Source organism: Streptomyces sp. NBC_00207 (assembly GCF_045160965.1).
GTDB lineage: Bacteria > Actinomycetota > Actinomycetes > Streptomycetales > Streptomycetaceae > Streptomyces.
On the sequence record NZ_CP130715.1, the window covers coordinates 7,251,238 to 7,269,922 of the forward strand.

The 18,685-nt window shown below is 73.8% G+C and carries 16 protein-coding genes; 15 read left to right on the plus strand and 1 reads right to left on the minus strand.

Features of this window, described 5'->3' with window-relative positions:
- The first annotated feature begins 2 nt into the window (after positions 1–2).
- From hypB to OG472_RS33800, 13 genes are all read left to right on the plus strand, one after another.
- Positions 3–902, plus strand: coding sequence for a hydrogenase nickel incorporation protein HypB (gene hypB / locus OG472_RS33740; protein WP_405942361.1), 900 nt, complete (start codon positions 3–5; stop codon positions 900–902).
- Positions 902–3,313 (plus strand): carbamoyltransferase HypF, encoded by a 2,412-nt coding sequence (gene hypF, locus OG472_RS33745; protein WP_401612424.1) that lies wholly within the window; start codon positions 902–904, stop codon positions 3,311–3,313. Before hypB ends, hypF begins: the two co-directional genes overlap by 1 nt.
- Positions 3,282–3,617, plus strand: a complete 336-nt coding sequence (locus tag OG472_RS33750) for a HypC/HybG/HupF family hydrogenase formation chaperone (protein WP_401612421.1) — start codon at positions 3,282–3,284, stop codon at positions 3,615–3,617. Before hypF ends, OG472_RS33750 begins: the two co-directional genes overlap by 32 nt.
- Positions 3,614–4,756, plus strand: a complete 1,143-nt coding sequence (hypD, locus tag OG472_RS33755; RefSeq protein WP_405942362.1) for a hydrogenase formation protein HypD — start codon at positions 3,614–3,616, stop codon at positions 4,754–4,756. Before OG472_RS33750 ends, hypD begins: the two co-directional genes overlap by 4 nt.
- Positions 4,749–5,810 (plus strand): hydrogenase expression/formation protein HypE, encoded by a 1,062-nt coding sequence (gene hypE / locus OG472_RS33760; protein WP_401612415.1) that lies wholly within the window; start codon positions 4,749–4,751, stop codon positions 5,808–5,810. The genes hypD and hypE overlap by 8 nt, the downstream gene beginning before the upstream one ends.
- Positions 5,811–6,107: 297 nt before the next feature.
- Positions 6,108–6,440 carry a hypothetical protein gene (locus OG472_RS33765; protein WP_401612412.1) on the plus strand — a complete coding sequence of 111 codons (333 nt, stop codon included), beginning with the start codon at positions 6,108–6,110 and terminating at the stop codon, positions 6,438–6,440.
- 37 nt (positions 6,441–6,477) lie between these two features.
- A complete protein-coding gene (locus OG472_RS33770; protein WP_405943225.1) occupies positions 6,478–7,329 on the plus strand; it encodes a helix-turn-helix domain-containing protein in 852 nt (283 codons plus the stop codon).
- An 82-nt stretch (positions 7,330–7,411) separates the two neighbouring features.
- Positions 7,412–7,618, plus strand: a complete 207-nt coding sequence (locus OG472_RS33775) for a hypothetical protein (RefSeq protein ID WP_319728744.1) — start codon at positions 7,412–7,414, stop codon at positions 7,616–7,618.
- A gap of 80 nt (positions 7,619–7,698) precedes the next feature.
- Positions 7,699–8,268 (plus strand): MauE/DoxX family redox-associated membrane protein, encoded by a 570-nt coding sequence (locus tag OG472_RS33780; RefSeq protein WP_401612406.1) that lies wholly within the window; start codon positions 7,699–7,701, stop codon positions 8,266–8,268.
- 19 nt (positions 8,269–8,287) lie between these two features.
- The gene (locus OG472_RS33785; RefSeq protein ID WP_405832669.1) at positions 8,288–8,821 is read left to right on the plus strand and encodes a TlpA family protein disulfide reductase; all 534 of its coding nucleotides are present in this window, start codon (positions 8,288–8,290) and stop codon (positions 8,819–8,821) included.
- A 14-nt stretch (positions 8,822–8,835) separates the two neighbouring features.
- The gene (locus OG472_RS33790) at positions 8,836–10,770 is read left to right on the plus strand and encodes an ABC transporter ATP-binding protein (RefSeq protein WP_405832671.1); all 1,935 of its coding nucleotides are present in this window, start codon (positions 8,836–8,838) and stop codon (positions 10,768–10,770) included.
- An 11-nt stretch (positions 10,771–10,781) separates the two neighbouring features.
- On the plus strand, positions 10,782–11,318 hold the full coding sequence (locus OG472_RS33795; RefSeq protein ID WP_405832673.1) for a S26 family signal peptidase: 537 nt from the start codon (positions 10,782–10,784) through the stop codon (positions 11,316–11,318).
- 88 nt (positions 11,319–11,406) lie between these two features.
- Entirely contained in the window at positions 11,407–11,910 is a 504-nt protein-coding gene (locus OG472_RS33800) for a hypothetical protein (protein ID WP_405832674.1), read from the plus strand.
- Between the two features lie 48 nt (positions 11,911–11,958).
- On the opposite strand, the gene OG472_RS33805 is transcribed toward OG472_RS33800, so the two are convergent.
- On the minus strand, positions 11,959–12,552 hold the full coding sequence (locus OG472_RS33805) for a TetR/AcrR family transcriptional regulator (protein WP_405942363.1): 594 nt from the start codon (positions 12,550–12,552) through the stop codon (positions 11,959–11,961).
- Positions 12,553–12,707: 155 nt separating this feature from the next.
- Here OG472_RS33805 and OG472_RS33810 point away from each other — a divergent pair, with 155 nt between their 5' ends.
- Both OG472_RS33810 and OG472_RS33815 read left to right on the plus strand, forming a co-directional pair.
- Complete coding sequence (locus tag OG472_RS33810) at positions 12,708–13,547, plus strand: class I SAM-dependent methyltransferase (protein ID WP_405942364.1); 840 nt, start codon at positions 12,708–12,710, stop codon at positions 13,545–13,547.
- 481 nt (positions 13,548–14,028) lie between these two features.
- Positions 14,029–18,684 (plus strand): HEAT repeat domain-containing protein, encoded by a 4,656-nt coding sequence (locus OG472_RS33815; RefSeq protein WP_405942365.1) that lies wholly within the window; start codon positions 14,029–14,031, stop codon positions 18,682–18,684.
- Position 18,685: the final 1 nt, after the last annotated feature.

An 18,685-nucleotide genomic window follows, 5' to 3' on the forward strand; every position in this document is an offset into this window, starting at 1 on the left:
CCATGTGCCGAGTGGTCGATCTGCGGCAGGCGGTACTCGCCAAGAACGACACGGCGGCCCAGGTCCTGCGCGCCGAACTCACAGCCCGCGGAACGACGGTGGTCAATCTGCTCTCCAGCCCCGGCAGCGGGAAGACGGCGCTGCTGGAACGCGAACTGCTCCTCGCCCGTGAGCGGGGCGTGGCCGTGGCCGCACTGACCGCGGACCTGGCCACCGAGAACGACGCGACGCGGCTGGCCCGTTCGGGCGTACCGGTCAAGCAGGTGCTCACCGACGGACTGTGCCACCTGGAGGCCGGGATGCTCGGCCGGCACCTGGACGGCTGGCTGCCCGAGGACACCCGGCTGCTCTTCGTGGAGAACGTGGGCAACCTGGTCTGCCCCGCCTCGTACGACCTCGGGGAAACGCTGCGCGTGGTCCTCGCGTCGGTGACGGAGGGCGAGGACAAGCCGCTGAAGTATCCGACCGCCTTCGGGCTGGCCCAGCTGGTGGTGGTCACCAAGACCGACATCGCGCGGGCCGTCGACTTCGACGAGGCCGCCTTCCGCGCCCACGTCGAGCAGGTCAATCCCGGTGTGGAGGTGGTCCTCACCTCGGCCCGCGCGGGTGAGGGGCTGGGCCTCCTGCTCGACCGGGCGCTGGCGGCGGGGGCGGGCGCCGGGGCGCACACCCCGGTCATGGCCGGCCGCCGGCAGTCGCACGGCCACGACCACGACGATGACCACGGCCACGACGATGACCACGGCCATGACCATGACCACGGCCACGACCATGACCACGGCCACGACCACGGGGACGCGCACGACCACGTGCACATCCACGGCGACGGCCACGGCCACAGTCATGGGGACGACCACCACCACGCTCACCCGCACGTGCGTTCCGCCGCGCAGACCCGCTGATGGAGGCCGTGCAGCGCCGCCGGGTCACCGTCCGCGGCGTGGTCCAGGGTGTCGGCTTCCGGCCCTACGTCTACACCAGGGCGACCGGGCTCGGCCTCGCCGGGCACGTCACCAACACCCCCGAGGGCGTCGTCGCCGAGGTCGAGGGCGCCCCGGCGGCGGTCCACCGGTTCTGCGAGCGGCTCGCCGCGGACGCGCCCCCGCTGGCCGTCGTGGACGCCGTCGACCACTGCGAGGTCCCGGTCTCGGGCGGCGCCGGGTTCACCATCATCGCCTCCCGGACCGGAGGCCCCGCCCGCACCCTGGTCTCCCCGGACGCGGCCACCTGCGCCGACTGCCGCGCCGAACTGGCGGACCCCGCCGACCGGCGCCACCGGCACCCCTTCATCACCTGCACCCACTGCGGGCCGCGGTTCACCATCGTCACCGGGCTGCCGTACGACCGCGCCCACACCACCATGGCCCGCTTCCCCATGTGCCCCGACTGCGCCCGCGAGTACGGCGACCCCGCCGACCGCCGCTTCCACGCCCAGCCGGTCGCCTGCCCGGCCTGCGGCCCCCGGCTGAGGCTGCTCACCGGGCAGCCGCCCCGCGAGAGCGCCGGCGCCGGCCCGGACGGCCCCGACCCGGTCGCCGGGGCCCGGCGGCTGCTGGCGGCCGGGGCGATCCTCGCCGTGAAGGGCCTGGGCGGCTACCACCTGGCCTGCGACGCCACCCACCCCGGCGCCGTGGCCGAGCTGCGCCGCCGCAAGAACCGCGGTGACAAACCGTTCGCCCTGATGGCCCGGGACCTCTCCGACGCCGAGCGGTTCGCGCACATCGGCCCCGCGGAGCGGAAGCTGCTGGAGGGAGGCGTACGGCCCATCGTGCTGCTGCGCCGCCGCGACGGCGGCGAGCCGGGTCCGGGCGCCCCGGGCGCACTGGCCGACGGGGTGGCCCCGCGCTGTCCCGACCTCGGCGTGATGCTCCCGTACACCCCGGTCCACCACCTGCTGCTCGGCCTGCCCGGCGACCCCCCGGGCCCCCGCCTGCTCGTCATGACCAGCGGGAACCTCGCCGGCGAGCCCATCGTCACCGATGACGACGAGGCCCTGGACCGGCTCGCCGGCCTCGCCGACGCCTGGCTCACCCACGACCGCCCCATCCACGTGCCGTGCGACGACTCCGTGGTGCGGGTCTGCGACGGCGAGACGCTGACCCTGCGGCGCTCCCGCGGGTACGCCCCGCTCCCGCTGACACTGCCGCTGCCGGTCCCGCCGACCCTCGCCGTGGGCGGGGACCTGAAGAACGCCTTCTGCCTCGGCGAAGGGCGCCAGGCCTGGCTGTCCGCCCACGTCGGCGACATGGACGACCTCGCCACCCAGTACGCCTTCGAACGCGCCGAGCGCCAGCTGGAGTCCATCACCGGCGTCGACCCGCTGCGCCTCGCCGCCGACCGGCATCCCGGCTACCGCTCCACCCGCTGGGCGCGGCGCGCCGCGGGCGCCCGGCCGCTCGTGCGCGTCCAGCACCACCACGCGCACATCGCCTCCGCCATGGCGGAGCACGGCCTGGACGGCGGCCGGCCGGTCATCGGCATCGCCTTCGACGGCACCGGCTACGGAGACGACGGGGCCGTGTGGGGCGGCGAGGTCCTCCTCGCCGACTACGCCGGGTACACCCGCTTCGCCCACCTCGGGTACGTCCCGCTGCCGGGCGGCGACACGGCCGTGCAGCGTCCGTACCGCATGGCGCTGTCCCACCTGCGGGCCGCGGGTATCGGATGGAGCCCGGACCTGCCCTGCGTCGCCGCCTGCCCGCCGGACGAACTCACCGTTCTGGAGCGTCAGCTGACGCGCGGCCTGAACTGCGTGCCGACCTCCAGCATGGGCCGGCTCTTCGACGCCGTCTCTTCCCTGGCCGGCGTCTGCCACCAGGCGGGGTACGAGGCGCAGGCCGCGATCGAGCTGGAGGGCGCCGCGCTCGGCGCGGGCGCGGCCGGCCCCGGCTACGCCTTCGGCCTGCGGATCCCGCCCGGCCCGGCCGGGGCTCCGGTCACCGCCGATCCCGCGCCCGTACTGGCCGCCGTGGTGGCCGACGTACGCGCGGGCGCGCCCCCGGGACTGATCGCCGCACGCTTCCACACCAGCGTCGGCGACCTCGTCGGCACGCTCTGCGAGCTCGCGCGCGAGCGGCACGGCCTGGACACCGTCGCCCTGACCGGCGGGGTCTTCGCCAACACCCTGCTGTCGTCCGCGTGCGCCCGGACCCTGCGCGCGAGCGGTTTCACCGTCCTGCGCCACGGCCGGGTCCCCCCGAACGACGGCGGACTGTCCCTCGGCCAGCTCGTGGTGGCGGCCGCCGCCGACACCGCGCACCACCCACAGCAAGGAGAAGCCCATGTGCCTGGCGGTACCCGGCAGAGTGCTTGACATCGGGGAGAGGGACGGCACCCGCATGGCTACCGTCGACTTCGGCGGCGTGCAGAAGGAGGTGTGCCTGGAGTACCTGCCCGACCTCCAGGTGGGCGAGTACGCCATCGTCCACGTGGGCTTCGCCCTCCAGCGCCTCGACGAGGAGTCGGCGCGCCAGACCCTCGAACTCTTCGCGGAACTCGGCATGCTCCAGGAGGAGTTCGGCGATCCGTGGGAACAGGCCGCCGAAGCCGGCGGCGAACCCTGGCCCTTCGCCGGTGAACCGGCCGCCGCCGCACCTCAGGGAGAGGTCACGCAGTGAAGTACATCGACGAGTTCCAGGACCCCGAGCTCGCCCGCCGGCTCCTCGACGACATCCACGCCACCGTGACCCGGCCCTGGGCGCTGATGGAGGTCTGCGGCGGCCAGACCCACACCATCATCCGGCACGGCATCGACCAACTGCTCCCGGATCAGTTGGAATTGATCCACGGTCCGGGCTGTCCGGTGTGCGTCACCCCGCTGGAGGTCATCGACAAGGCGCTGGAGATCGCCTCCCGCTCCGACGTGATCTTCTGCTCCTTCGGGGACATGCTCCGGGTGCCCGGGACCGGCCGTGACCTGTTCCGGGTGCGGAGCGAGGGCGGCGACGTACGCGTGGTCTACTCCCCGCTCGACGCCCTGAGGATCGCCCAGGAGAACCCGGACCGGCAGGTGGTGTTCTTCGGCATCGGCTTCGAGACCACCGCGCCCCCCAACGCCATGACGGTCCACCAGGCGAAGAAGCTGGGCATCCGCAATTTCAGCCTGCTGGTGTCCCACGTCCGGGTGCCCCCGGCGATCGAGGCGATCATGCAGTCGCCGAGCTGCCGGGTCCAGGGCTTCCTCGCCGCCGGGCACGTGTGCAGCGTGATGGGCGTGGGCGAGTACCCCGAGCTGGCCGCACGCCACCGCGTGCCGATCGTGGTGACGGGATTCGAGCCGCTGGACATCCTGGAAGGCGTACGGCGGGCGGTGCGGCAGCTGGAACGCGGCGAGCACACCGTCGACAACGCGTACGCGCGGGCCGTCCGCCCCGAGGGCAACCCGGCCGCCCTCGCCATGCTGGAGGACGTCTTCGAAGTCACCGACCGGGCCTGGCGCGGCATCGGCGTCATCCCCGGCAGCGGCTGGCGGCTGTCCGACCGCTACCGGGAGTTCGACGCCGAGCACCGCTTCTCGGTGACCGGCATCAACACCCGGGAGCCGGCCGCGTGCCGCAGCGGCGAGGTGCTCCAGGGGCTCCTCAAACCGAACGAGTGCGAGGCCTTCGGCACGCTGTGCACCCCGCGCAGCCCGCTCGGCGCCACCATGGTGTCCAGCGAGGGGGCCTGCGCCGCGTACTACCTCTACCGGCGGCTGGAACTGAAGACCGTGCCCGCCGCCCCGACCGCACCGCTGGAGGCGAGCCCCGTTGCCTGACACCGCACTCGACATCACGGGCTGGACCTGCCCGGCCCCGCTGCGCGACCACCCCCGCGTGGTGATGGGCCACGGCGGCGGGGGAGCACTCTCCGCCGAACTGGTCCAGCACCTGTTCGCCCCGGCCTTCGGCGGCGAGGCGCTGGCCCAGCTCGGGGACTCCGCGGCCATCTCCCTCGGCGGAGTCCGACTGGCCTTCTCCACCGACTCGTACGTGGTGCGGCCGCTCTTCTTCCCCGGCGGCACCATCGGCGACCTCGCGGTCAACGGTACGGTGAACGACCTGGCCATGAGCGGGGCCCGGGCGGCCTACCTCTCCTGCGGCTTCATCCTGGAGGAGGGCGTCGAGATGTCCGCCGTGGCGCGCGTGGCCGAGGCCATGGGCGCCGCCGCGCGGGCCGCGGGCGTGGAGGTGGCCACGGGCGACACCAAGGTGGTCGAAGTGGGCCACGGGGACGGCGTCTACATCAACACCACCGGCATCGGGATCATCCCCGACGGGGTGGACCTGCGCCCGCAGCGCGTGGTGCCCGGCGACGTCGTCATCGTGAGCGGCGAGATCGGCCTCCACGGGGTGGCGATCATGAGCGTCCGCGAAGGCCTGGAATTCGGCGTGGACATCGAGAGCGACTGCGCGGCCCTGGGCGGCCTCGTGCAGAGCATGCTCGCCGTCACCCCGGACCTGCACGTCCTGCGCGACCCCACCCGCGGCGGCCTGGCGGCCTCGCTCAACGAGATCGCGGCCGCCTCGGGCACCGGTGTCGTGATCACCGAGAGCCGTGTCCCGGTCCCGCCGGCCGTCGCGAACGCCTGCTCGATCCTCGGCCTCGACCCGCTCTACGTGGCGAACGAGGGCAAGCTGGTCGCCTTCGTCCCCCGCGAACACGCCGACGCCGTCCTCGACGCCATGCGCGCCCACCCCCTGGGCCGCCACGCCACGGTGATCGGCGAGGCCGTCGAGGCCCACCCCGGCATGGTCGTCTCCCGCACCGCCCTCGGCGGCACCCGCGTGGTCGACCTCCCGCTCGGAGAGCAGCTGCCGCGCATCTGCTAGCTCCGGCCGGAGTCCTCACCGTACGACGAAGCCCCTGGTGGGACGGGTTCTCTACCGAGAATCCCGGTCTCCGCCAGGGGCTTCGCGCGTGACACCAAACGCTCCGGAGCGGTTGCTGTCACCCGCTCTCCCTTCCGTGCGCCGCGGCCGGTCGCAAGACTCGTCACCAGGAACAAGGCGGGCCCGCCTCCCTGCACACCGACCGGGTGATCTCCGATCACCCCCCTCCCGACCGCCAGAAACGAGGCATGCCGTGTTCTTCGTCCTCTTCGGCCTGATCTGGGACTGACCGGGGTCGTGCACCTCGTCATGACCCTGCTGTTCCTGTCGGCGCCGCCGGACCGTCCCGTCCGGCTCGCCGACCGCCATCTCGTCACCGATGTCATCTGGGCCGTCGCGGTCCCCGCCGACCGGCTGGAGCACGTCTACGCCCGCTCCGCCGAAGGGCGCCTGGACATCGCGCTGTTCCTGCTGGCCGCCGGCGCGGAGGAAGCCGCCTCGGTCGGCGACCGGATCATCCGCAGAGCCCTCTCCGGGGCGCCCGCACTGGCCGGTTGGCGAACGGACCCCGTCCCCTTCGAGGGGATCCACCGGGAAGGAGAGAGTCCTGTTACAGACGGCCATCCGTAGGGAGGACCACGCCGCGCACGTCACGGACGCGCCCGCGCTGACCTTCCGCTCACTGCAGGTGCTCCGGACCCCGCACCTGATCCGCAGGGCCGATCCCGCACTGTTCCACCTGGCGCTCCCGCTGCACGGCCGGCCACTGCTGACCCGGGCCGGCCGGGAGACCGTGCTCGGAGCCGGGGAGATGGTCTTCTACGAAGGCTCGCAGCCGTTCCGCTCGGTGGTGACGGGGTGCCGGGATCCCGCCGAGCTCGTCCAGATCCACTTCCCCGGGGCGCTTCTGCCCCTGCCTCCCGCCGGCATGGACCGGCTGGCGGGCGAGCGGCTGTCCGGCCGTGAGGGGATCGGTCCGCTCCTGACGGACTTCCTCGTCCGCCTGGTCAGGGACGCCCGGCACTACCGGCCGGCCGACACCGCGCGGCTGGGCGGCATCCTCCTCGACCTGTTGACGGCCCTGCTGGCCCACGAACTGGACACCGCGGCCTGCGTACCGGCCGATTCGTACCGGCGCTCGCTGATGCTCCGCGTGCAGGGCTTCGTGGAGCGGCACCTGGGGGACGCCCGCCTCTCGCCGCAGGCCGTCGCGGCGGCCCACCAGATCTCCGTCAGCTACCTCTACAAGCTCTTCCAGGAGGAGGGGCTGACCGTCGCGGCATGGATCAGGGAGCGGCGCCTGGAGAGCTGCCGCCGCGACCTGTCCGACCCGCGTCTGGACTCCCATCCCGTCCACGTGATCGCCGCGCGCTGGGGCTTCCTCAGCAACGCCCACTTCAGCCGTGCCTTCCGCGCCGCCTACGGGATGTCGCCGAAGCAGTACCGGCACACGGCCGCGCCCCCGCGCGGCGTACAAGAACCGTCAACAAGCGTGCTCGGGCAGTCAACGACATGCTGACCGCGCTCCGACATGCTCATGACATGCCACCGCGGACACCACACCGGAGCGGTGGACACACCACGACAGAGAAGAGACCGACATGTTCGCCAAGATCGAAGCCATGGGCGCCGCCCTGCTGGAGCGCGTCGTCCCCACCGTCACCGCGGATGCCGCCGCCGCGCCCGGCTGGTACAGCTACGGCGCGTGCTGGCAGTGCAACAACGGCCCCTGGGGCCACTTCGGCTACAACGCCCCCTGTGAGGCGTACTGGAACGGCGCCAAGTTCACGCGCGGCATCTGCGGCTGAACCCGCAGCACGCACGGCTGAAACACCGCCCCGCTACCGGAACCGACCGGTGGCGGGGCCCACCGCCGAAGGGAACGCCAATGTCCTCGTTCGAGATCGCCGTGCGCAGCCTCATCGGCACGGTCTTCCTGATCTCGTCCCTGAGCAAGGCGCGCAACCGTGCGGCGTACCGGGGGTTCGTACGGTCCTTGGCCCACATGCGCATAGGACCCCCGGCCCTGGACGAACCGGCCGCACGGGCCGTCCTGACCGCGGAGTTCGCGACCTGGACGCTCCTGGCGGTGCCGACGCGGACGGCCGGCCGGCTGGGGCTGCTCCTCGCGGCGCTGCTGCTCGCCGCCTTCACGTTCGGGATCGCCCGGACCCTGCGCCGCCGCTCTCCCGTGGCGTGCAACTGCTTCGGGCTCTCCGCCACACCCGTCGGCGCGCGGCACGTCGTACGCAACCTCCTGCTCGCGGCCGTCGCCGTCGGCTGCCTGCTGGCGCCCGCGGCACGCGGCCCGGCCGGCCCGGGCCACGTGCTGGTGGCGGCGCTCGCGGGCCTGGCCGCCGGCCTGGTGACCACGGCCCTCGACGAGATCACCGCGCTCTTCAGGCCGCTCCCGGACGGCGGCACGCCCCGGGCGCCCGTCCGCCCCTTCGCCCCATGACCGAACCCCAGGAGTCCCGATGTATGTCCTGACAGCCGCCGTCGTGCTGCTCTCAGCGCTCTGTCTGCTGAACCTGCTGCTGACCGTCGGCGTGGTCAAACGGCTGCGCGAGCACACCGAGATCCTCGCCCCCATCCGGCAGCAGGCCGGAATCCGCCCCGGGGACGAGGTCGCGGAGTTCCAGGCCGTCACCGTCGACGGCCGGCCGCTGGACCGCGCCTGCCTGGCCGACGACAGCGTCGTCGCGTTCTTCGCCCCCGACTGCCAGCCCTGCAAGGCGGCGCTCCCCGACTACGTCCGTTTCGCCGAAGCCGACGAGCACGGCCGGGACCGCCGGATAGCCGTCGTGATCGGCACCGCGGAAGCCTCCCAGGACCTCGTGGCACTGCTGAGCCCCCTCGCGCACGTCGTCGTGGAGGAGCCCCTGGGCCCCGTCGGCACGGCCTTCCGCACCTCCGGCACGCCGACCGTCCTGCGGATCGGCACAGTCGGCGGCCGGACTGTGGTGACCTCCGACCGGGTACTGGCCATGCCCGCCGCGACAGCGGTATGACCAGGGGCGATCGCATGCGCGCCGCACCGTCCGGACTCCTGCGGACCGTCCGCCTCGCAGCCGCGGCGCTGCTGCTCGTCGGGAGGACGGCCCCCTGGCACCTGTCGGCCTTCGCCGTGGTCACCCTCTGCCGGGGCGCGTTCCCGCTGGCCACCGCGTGGCTCATGAAGACGCTGCTCGACGACCTCGTCCGGGGCGCCGAACTGTCCGGCCTGGTGGGACTCGCGACCGCCCTCGCCGTCGTCGGTGTCGCGACGGCGGTCACCCCCCTGGTGTCGCAGTTCCTGCACGCCGAGCTGGACCGCAGGACCGGCGTGGTGGCCATGGACGAGCTGTTCGCCGCCGTCGACCGGTCCATCGGCATCAGCCGGTTCGAGAACCCCCGCTTCCTCGACGAGCTGCGGCTCGCTCAGACGGCGAGCCGCAGCGCACCCGTCCAGATCGTCAGCGGGGGACTGGACATCGCCGGCCAGGTGCTCCCCGTCCTCGGATTCGCGGCGTCCCTGTTCGCCCTCAGCCCGGTCATGGCCCTCGTCGTCCTCGCGGCCGCCGTCCCCGCGGTGATCGCGGAATGGCTGCTCTCGCGCCGCCGCGCCCAGCTGGTCATGGACGTGAGCCCCGTCGAACGCAAGGAGTTCTTCTACAACCAGCTGCTGAGCACGGTCGAGGGGGCGAAGGAAGTACGGCTCTTCGGGCTCGGCGGGTTCTTCAGGACGTCGATGCGCCGTGAGCGGCTGGCCAACAACGCGGCCCGCAAGCGGATGGACCGCAAGGAACTGTCCGTGCAGTTCTGCCTGGAAGGACTGGCCGCGGCCGTGTCCGGCGGCGGCCTGCTGTGGGCCGTGGGCGCCGCGCGCGACGGCAGCATGACGGTCGGCGGGATCGCCCTGTTCGTCGCCGCCGTCACCGCCGTGCAGGGCGCGCTCGGTGCGCTGGCCATGCAGATGGCGTCGACGGCCGAGGCCCTGCTCCTCTTCCAGCGCTACCGGGCCGTCACGGCCCTCGGATCGGACCTCCCCGTGGCCGACCGGCCCAGGCCGCTGCCCTCGATGCGGCTCGGGATCGAGTTCCGGGACGTGTGGTTCCGGTATGCGGACCAACTGCCGTGGGTGCTGCGGGGCGTGAACCTCTTCATCCCCCACGGCCGGGCCCTGGCCCTGATCGGGCTCAACGGCGCGGGCAAGTCCACCTTCGTGAAACTGCTGTGCCGGCTCTACGACCCCACGCGGGGCGCGGTCCTGTGGGACGGGGTCGACATCCGGGAGATCGACCCGGCCGAGCTGCGGTCCCGGATCGGCGCGGTCTTCCAGGACTCCATGCACTACGACCTCACCGCGGCCGAGAACATCGGGCTGGGCGACCTGGAGGCAGTGGCCGACCGCCCGCGCATCCGGGAGGCGGCCCGCCGCGCGGGGATCGACGGGGTGCTGGCCTCGCTGCCCCAGGGGTACGACACCCTGCTGTCGCGGAAGTTCATGACGGCACCGGACGCATCCGATCCGTCCGTGGGCGTCCTCCTGTCCGGAGGACAGCACCAGCGGGTCGCCCTGGCCCGTGCCCTGATGCGGCACGACCGCGAACTCATGATCCTCGACGAACCCTCCTCCGGCCTCGACGCCGAGGCCGAGCACGAGATCCACGCCTCGCTGCGGAGCTTCCGCGCAGGGCGGACCAGCGTGCTGATCTCCCACCGGCTCGGCACGGTGCGGGAAGCGGACGTCATCGTGGTGCTCCAGAACGGCAGGATCGTCGAGCAGGGCGGCCACGAGGAACTGCTGGCGGCGGGCGGCACGTACGCCGACCTGTTCACCCTGCAGGCCAAGGACTACCAGGACGGGCCCAAGGACCCGGCACCGGACCCGGCCCCGGACCCGACCGTCCCTGACGCGGGGGTCCCTGATGCGGCCGTCCGTGACGTGGCGGTCCCCGACGCGGCGGTCTCGCGGTGAGGCCCCGTCCGGTGCATGCCGCGTCCCGTCCCGGCTCCGGGCGCGGCCCCTCCTACGATCCGGCGGCCGGGGTGATGCCGAGCCGGGAGGAGCTCGACGCCCTCGCGGTGTCCTGGCCCTCCCCCCGCGCGCCCGGAGCGCCCCGGTCCCGGCTCGCCCGGCTCGCCGGAGCCCTCGCCGCGCTGCCGGGGCGCCGGCTGGTCCTGGTGACCGTACGGGGCCGCAGCATGGAGCCCACCTACCACGAGCGGGACCGCGTCCTGGTGGTCCGCGGAACCGGGGCCCGCCGGGGCCGGGTGGTCGTGGTCGCCAACCCGCGCGAGGAAGGCGCCCACTTGATCAAGCGGGTGCTCGCCGTGCCCGGCGACCCCGTGCCGGGGGACCTCGCCCCGACCCTGGCCGGCGTACCGGAGCGGCGCGTGCCCTCCGGCAGCCTCGTGCTCATCGGCGACAACCCCGAACAGAGCCTGGATTCCCGGCAGCTGGGCTACTTCCCGGCCTCGGCCGTCCTGGGCCGGCTCCTGCGGGACCTCTGGCGCCGCCCCTGACCTCGCGTGCGCCGGCCGGCCCGGACTCCCCCTGCCCCACGCGCCATCGACGTACGCTGACGGTGACCGACGAACTGGAGAACCGGCCGTGACCGCCGTCGAATACCTCGCCTCGTTCATAGCGACCGGACGCCTGCACGGGATCGGGATCGGGTCTACCCTCGGCGAGGTCGACCGGGCCTTGCGCCACCGCTTCGTCGACGTCGTCGACGAAGGCGGGGAATCGCTGCGCCGCGACTACGGATTCGTCGAGTTCTACTTCAACCCCGGCGAGGAGTGGGTGATGTCCGGCGGGTCCGTCGAGCTCCACCGCCTGTCCTCCGGCCACGGCATGGCGAAGACGTGGGCCCGGACGACGGGCGTCCAATTCCCGCGCCACCTCGCCTGGGCGGAGGTGCGCGAGGCGCTCGCGGGCCTCCCCGGAGCCCCGGTGTTCGACGTCACCGACCAGGGTGGCTTCCTCGAACACCGGGCGGCGGCGTCCCACGTCTCCGTCATCGTCGTCGACGACGTCGAGGAGGAGCGGGGCCGCCACGTGGGGCACGGGGACGTGTGGAGCGTCAGCCTGTGGGCGCCCGTACGGGCGCAGTAGCGGCGAGGCCGGGGCAGCGGCCCCGGGGGCCGGGTCCGCGCCCGGTCGCTACGGACGTGCGGCGGCGCCGGAGACGACCGAGCTCACGACCTTGCGGACGTCGGCGACCCCGGGTGCGGCGCCCCCTCGGCCGGCGAACAGCAGGTGGCCGGATCCGATCAGGGTGAGGGCGAGCGTGTCGACGTCGGCGTCGCTGCCGAGGCGGCCCTGCTCGCGCTCGGCGGCGAGGTACGAGGCGATCATCGCGGTGGCCTCGGCCAGGACCGGGACGCCCGTGGAGCCCGCCCGGTGCAGCCGGGCACGCAGTTCGTCCCGGGCGATGACGAGGCCGACGACCGCCACGGCGACCGACGTGAAGAGGTCCGTCAGGGCGGTGGTGAGGTTGTCCACGACGGTCCCCGTCCCGGCCGAGGCGGACATGGCGGCGGCCTGGGCCCGGATCCGGCCGATCCGGTCCAGGACGAGCTCGGCGAGGAAGGCGTCGAAGTCGGCGAAGTGCCGGTGCAGGACGCCCTTGGCGCAGCCCGCCTCGGCGGTGACCGCCCGGCTGGTCAGCGCGTTCGGCCCGTGCTGGAGCAGCACGCGCTCGGCTGCGTCGAACAGCTGCCCGGACACGTCGCGGATCGCCACCCCCGTCGGCATTCCGGCCCCTCGCCTTCCTCGTCCGTTTGCTGCGTACCGGTCCCCACGGTACCCGCGCCGGTTGGGCGCGGTCGTCGTCGCGTCGGGAGCCGGCCGAAGTGTGCCTTCCGTAGGCGGAGTTGACGAGTGGGCGAGCGCCCATGCAGAGTGGGCACATGCCCACTAATCCGCACGGTGAAGTGCACCGGCAGCGAGAGGTCGCGGAGTCCTTCGGCGCGGACGCCGAACGCTACGACAGGGCCCGCCCCCGGTACCCCGAGACCCTGGTGGAGCGGATCGTCGCCGGCAGTCCCGGCAGTCCCGGCAGTCCCGGCCTGGACGTCCTCGATGTCGGCGCCGGCACCGGTATCGCCGCCCGGCAGTTCCAGGCGCTCGGCTGCCGGGTCGCCGGCGTCGAACCCGATCCGCGACTCGCCGTACAGGCCCGCCGGTTCGGCCTCGCGGTGGACGTGGCGACGTTCGAGGACTGGGATCCGGCCGGCCGCCGGTACGACGCGGTGGTGGCCGCACAGGCCTGGCACTGGATCGACCCGGTCGCGGGCGCGGCCAAGGCCGCGCGGGTCCTGCGCCCCGGCGGCCGCCTGGCGGCCTTCTGGAACGTCTTCCGCCTCCCGGCGGCGGTGGCGGACGCGATCGACGGGGTCTGCCGGCGGGTGGTGCCCGATGCGCCGTTCGACTTCCGGGCGGTGCTGACCGGCGCCGTGGACGGCTATCAGGCCGTATTCGCGAAGACCTCCGACGGGATCCGCGAGGCCGGCGGCTTCGGGGAGCCGGAGCAGTGGCGCTTCGACTGGGAGTGGACCTACACCCGGGACGCCTGGCTGGACCAGATGCCCACGCTGGGGGCCTTCACCCGGCTGCCCCCGGACAGGATGGCCGAGGTGCTCGACGGCGCCGGTACCGCCATCGACGCGATGGGCGGCGGCTTCACGATGGACTACGCCACGGTGGCGATCTCCGCGGTGCGCACCGGCACCGGCGCCCGACGTCCGTAGGTCACGGCCGCGCCGGGTGGAGGGGGCGGCCCGGCGCGGCCGTGTGATCACTCGGCGCCGCTCCGCTTGACTTCATCGCGTACTGCGCGAACAGAGCGAATCGCCGTGATCATCTTCTGGGACAGTGCCGGTACCTGGTCGAAGAGATGTCCTACGACGGCAACACCTCCCGCGACCGAGGTCACGGCAACGGTGACCCAACCTGCCAGTTCCATAGAGCGCCTTTCGAAAGAGGGTGATGCGCGGACCGGGGAGGTCCCCCGAGTCCCCTCACCTCCGGGCGCCCTCCATGCCTCGGCCCTCCGCAGCCCCTCACGCTCGATCGGCAACTACGCAACCAGCGGGTTGAGTTGAGCGTACCGAGCAACGGCGCCGGATGTCCTGTGGACCGGGGAGGCGGGAGACGTCCCCTCTCGCTCCCCGGGCTGCATCGAGCGAATCCTGCTGGTGGGGCCGGGAACGTCCCGGTTAGCATCCGACGATGACGACGCCCACGGACAAGCCCTTCCACGATGCGGTGCGCCGGGCGGACGTCGGCCGGCTCGCCGGCCATCTCGACGCGCAGCTCTGCCCGCCGGCCGTCTTCGGACGTCTCATCCGGCACGAGGATCCCCGCCTGCGGTACCTGGGGCTGGTCCTGCTCACCGAGCGCGTCACGTCGGGCCGGACGGGCGACGAGTCCGAGATGGCCGAGCTCGCGGGGCTGCTGCCCGCGTCGGTGGAGGGACCGCCGGAAACGGCGCTCGTGCTGGCGCGGCTCTACGAACGACTGGCGCCGTACCTCCCGGGGCTCCGCCGGCCGTCATGGCGTACGGCCGAGCTGCCGGTGCGCGTACGGATCGCCTGGCTGCGCGCCGAGCTCCTGAACGAGCCGGCCGTGATCCGGACGGAGCCTCGGGGCGAACTGCTGTACCAGGCCGTACAGGAAGCGACCGCCCCGTGCGCGCACCGCCCCGAGCGGCTCGTCGAGGAGCTGGTGGACAGCGGCGACCCGGTGTTGCAGGCCGCGGCCCTGCGGCTGGCCCGGCAGGGGCTGCACGCCGGTCTGCTGGCTCCCGTACTGGTTCGCGCCCACGTGTGGAGACTGCTCGGTGCCGGCAGCGCCGACGTCGTCGCCGCCGCGCTGGGTGAACTCGGCGAACCGTGGACGGCGTTGGACCCCGTGCCGCCGGAACGTCTGTCTCCCTTCCTCGCCGCCGAGTCCGTGATCGCACGCCCCGGGGCGGCCGATGCCGCACTCGCGGCCGCGGCCCGGCACGGGCACGGTGGTCTGCTGTGGCAGGTCGTCGACGATCCGGAGCTGCCGCCGGGTCTTCGCCGGCGCGCGATGGAACTGCTCGGTGACCTGGCGGACCGCGGCGACATCGGCGCGTTGACGGCCGTCGCCGCAAGGGACCCGTTGCTGTTCGGCGGGCCGGCGGTGACGTGCCTGCGGGGGCTCCACCGGCGCGGGCACTTCCCGGACGGTGCGCACGTCCCGTCCGTCATCGGCCTGGCCCTGGCCGATCACACGATTGCGGCCCACGAGGTCGCGACGATCCTGTTCACCTGCCGTCAGGCGATGTTCCGTGAGCTGGTGGACGCCGACGCCGACGCCGGCGATCCGAGCTGGCCGCGGCGGCTCGCGCTGCTGGTCGCCCTGGCCGGACAGGGGGCGGGGGAGCTCCCGATCGGGGAAGCGATCACACAGGTGCTGCCCTCGGCTCCTGTGCCGGGGCCGTTCCTCGACGCGATCCGTGCGTTGCGCCATGCGCCGGCCGAGGACGCGGTGATCGCCCTCCTGCCGTCGGCGCCCGCGCCGGCCCTGGACGCTCTGGAGGCCATCGGCGGGCACCGGACGGTGACCGCGCTGGGGGAAGGGCTCGGCCTCGCCGCGGAGGAGGGCGCGGCCGTGATCGCGCCGCATCTCCGCGCGGTGCGCAACCGCGCCCTTGAGGTGCTGTGGCATCTGACCGACGATCCGTCCCGGCGGCGTGCCCTCCTCTTCCGGCTCGATCCCTCCGATCTGCCGGCCCGCATCGCGTCGGATCTCGGTGGCCCGGACGAGCAGGAACTGGCCCTGCTCACCTCCCACCTGGACCCGGACGAGCCGGTCGCGGCACTGTGCAGACTGGCAGCCCACGGCAGCGCCGGCACGCTGCCGGTCATCGCGGACCTGCTCCTGCGCGTCGTGGCCGAGCTGGCTGCCTCCTCGGAGCCGGGCGCGGTCCCCCCGCACCCCGCGAACGGACAGCCGGCGGGGGAGCCCGTGGTGCCCCAGGAGATCCTGGACGCCGTGCACGGTCTGGGCCGCCGTCTCCACGAGCGGGGACGGATCAGGCCGTCCTGCCTGCTCGACGCGGCAACCGGACGAGAGGCCGGACACGCACTCGTCGCGTCCATGGCGCTGGATCTGCTCGACCGGCCGGGACTGTCGAGCGGCGAGCAGGCGATCCTGCTCGAACTCCTGCTCCGGGCCCCCTCTCCGCGCACCCGTGCCCGGACGCACCGCCTGCTGCGGCACCGCGACCGGCACGTGCGCAAGCACGTGATCGCGTTGCTCGCCCGCGACGCCACGGGGAACGACGCGCAGGCGTTGTCGGCGACCCTGATCGCGCTGACCGCCGCCCAGGACATCCAGACCGTTCGGCAGGCGCTGCTCGCCCTCGGTCACGCGCGGGCCCGCTGGGCCTCCGCCGCGATCGCCGGATGTCTCGGCCATCCGAACATGAACATCAAGAAGACCGCCGCCCAAGTACTGGTCCACGCGGGCACGCCCACGGCGGTACCGGCACTGCTCTTCTGGCTCGGCCACCACGACAACCCGGGCCTGCGCACCAGGCTCGTCGAGGCGCTGCGCGCCATCCTCGGCGGCGCGTACCCGGCGACCGTCCTAGCCGCCGCCGAACACGGCGAAGACGCCCGCGCCCGCGAACTGCTGCTCCAAGGCCTCGACCGCACCCTGCCGGCCCGCTCGGTCCTCGCCCTGGACGACCAGGCGTCACGGGTCGCACCGACCCTGCTCGCCCTGGTGGCGGCCGGCCGGGTCGGCCTCGCCGCCGGAACGGCCGAAGACCTGTCGACGGCCATGGCCAGGCACGGGATCACCGCGCCCGCCCCGCCGCGGTCGGCGGGCGCGACCGGAGCGGATCCCGACGCCGACTCGCTGACGGCCGGGGCCTGGAACCCGTCGGCCGCCCTGCGCATCGCCGAACGGCACGAGCTGCCGCACCCCACCCGGCTGCGGGCCCTGCGCCCCCTGCTGGCGGACTGGCTCCGCCTGGCCGGCTCCGAACCCGCCGCCCGGGGCCGCGTCCTGCGGCTCACGCTCCGGCTCTGCCCCGCGCCGTGGACCGCCGGGGAACTGGCGGCCTTCTCCCGGTCCACCCCGGTCCTCCTCGACGCCCTCGCCAAGGCAGCGGCCGGAGACCGCCGCGACCTCATCGCCGTGCTCGAAGCCGTCGCACCGACCCTGCCGGCGGCCGAGAAGCCGACTGTCGTCGAAGCGGTACGCGCGCTGCCCCCCGTACCCGCAGGAAACCGGTCCACGCTGCCCCTGCTCCGCAGCCTCGATGCGGTGCTGGTCCGCGCCGACCTCGACCGGGCACTCGCCTCGGCCCGGCTGGACGCCAACCCCCGGCAGGCCGAAACCGCCGTACTGCGGGACGCGTTCGCCGCCCCGCCCTCCACGCCGGCCGAGGCCGAGGGGTGGCGAACGGCGCTGGATGCGGCCGCACGCACACCGGAGGCCCTGGAGGATTTCCGCCGGCTCCCCCTCCAGCCCCTCCAGTCCCGCCAGTCCCTCCAGCCCCTCCATCACGACGACGTCCCGGACTCCAGGGACCGGCTGACCGCGCTGATCGACGTCTACGCCACTGCAGGCTCCGAGGTCCGCGCCGCCCTCCTCGACTGGATGACCGACATCCAGCCCCTGGACGCACCACCCTGGACCCTCGCCGAGACCACCCGCGCGGCGGCGCCGCGGCCGCGGACCGTGCACGCCGACGACCTCGACCAGCCCCGTTCGACCGCCCTGCGGGAGCGCCTGCTGGCCATGCTGCAGGCATCCGCCCCGGACCGCCGGCACGCCGCGGCCCTGGCGCTCCTGGAGTGGCCCGAGCCCGAGGCCGCGGTTCCCGTGCTCCGGGCGTTCCTGCGAGGCCGCATCGACGTACCCGTCAGCGCAGGCCTCGCCCGCAGTCTGAGTGCCATCGGCGAGAGCGAACTCCGCGCGGACGGCGTCCTGCACGACAGGGTCGCGCTCGCGGCGGCCCGGCTCGACCCGTGGGACCTGGAACCGCTCGTCCCGCTGCTGCTGGAGTGGTGGGAGCACGACCCGCCGTCCAGCAGCTCCGCAGCCGGACGGGCGCTGCTCCGGTTCCCCGCCGACGCACTGGCGGAACACCTCGCCGACCGACTCGACGCCGGCGCCTGGGGATTCCTCGACCTGCTCTCCGGACGCTCCCTGCTGCGCACCCCCGCACTGACGCGGACCTGCCGGCGGCTGCGCGCCGAAGGACGCGACGCCCTCGCGGACGGACTGCTCCTCGTGGAAGGTCCGCTGCGCCGCCCGGACTCCGCCCGGCAGGACGCCGCCGCCCTGGCAGCACTCCGCGACCGCACCCCGCCCACCCCGCCGGACACCTCACCCCTCCGGTCCCGCCAGAAGCTGTTCAGCCTGGCCCGCACCGGCGACCCCGCGGCGATCCACCAGGCACTCGGACAACTCACCGAACGGCACACCGGCTCCGCCGACCAGGACCCCGGCCTGCGCGACCTGATCGGCGAGTTGCTGCGTCACCCCAGGCCCAAGGTCCGGCTGCACGCCCACCGCACCTCGCGGGCCCTGCTGGACCGTCAGACCTACCTGCACCACACGTCGCTCCTGCTGGCCGACCCCCAGCCGGACCTCGTCCGCGCGGCGATCCGGACCCTCGGCCACGCGGCCTGGCCACCCGCCATCCCCGCGATAACCGCGATGCTGGAGCACCCCCACCCCACCATCCGCAAGACCGCCACCGAGGCCCTCGTCACCTGGGGCGAACCGGCGATCCCCGCCCTCAGGCACGCCGCCGCGCACACCCGCCCCGACAAACGCCCCCTCTACACAGCGGTCCTCGACCGGATCACGACCACCGGCAGGAGCGCGAAGGGGTAGC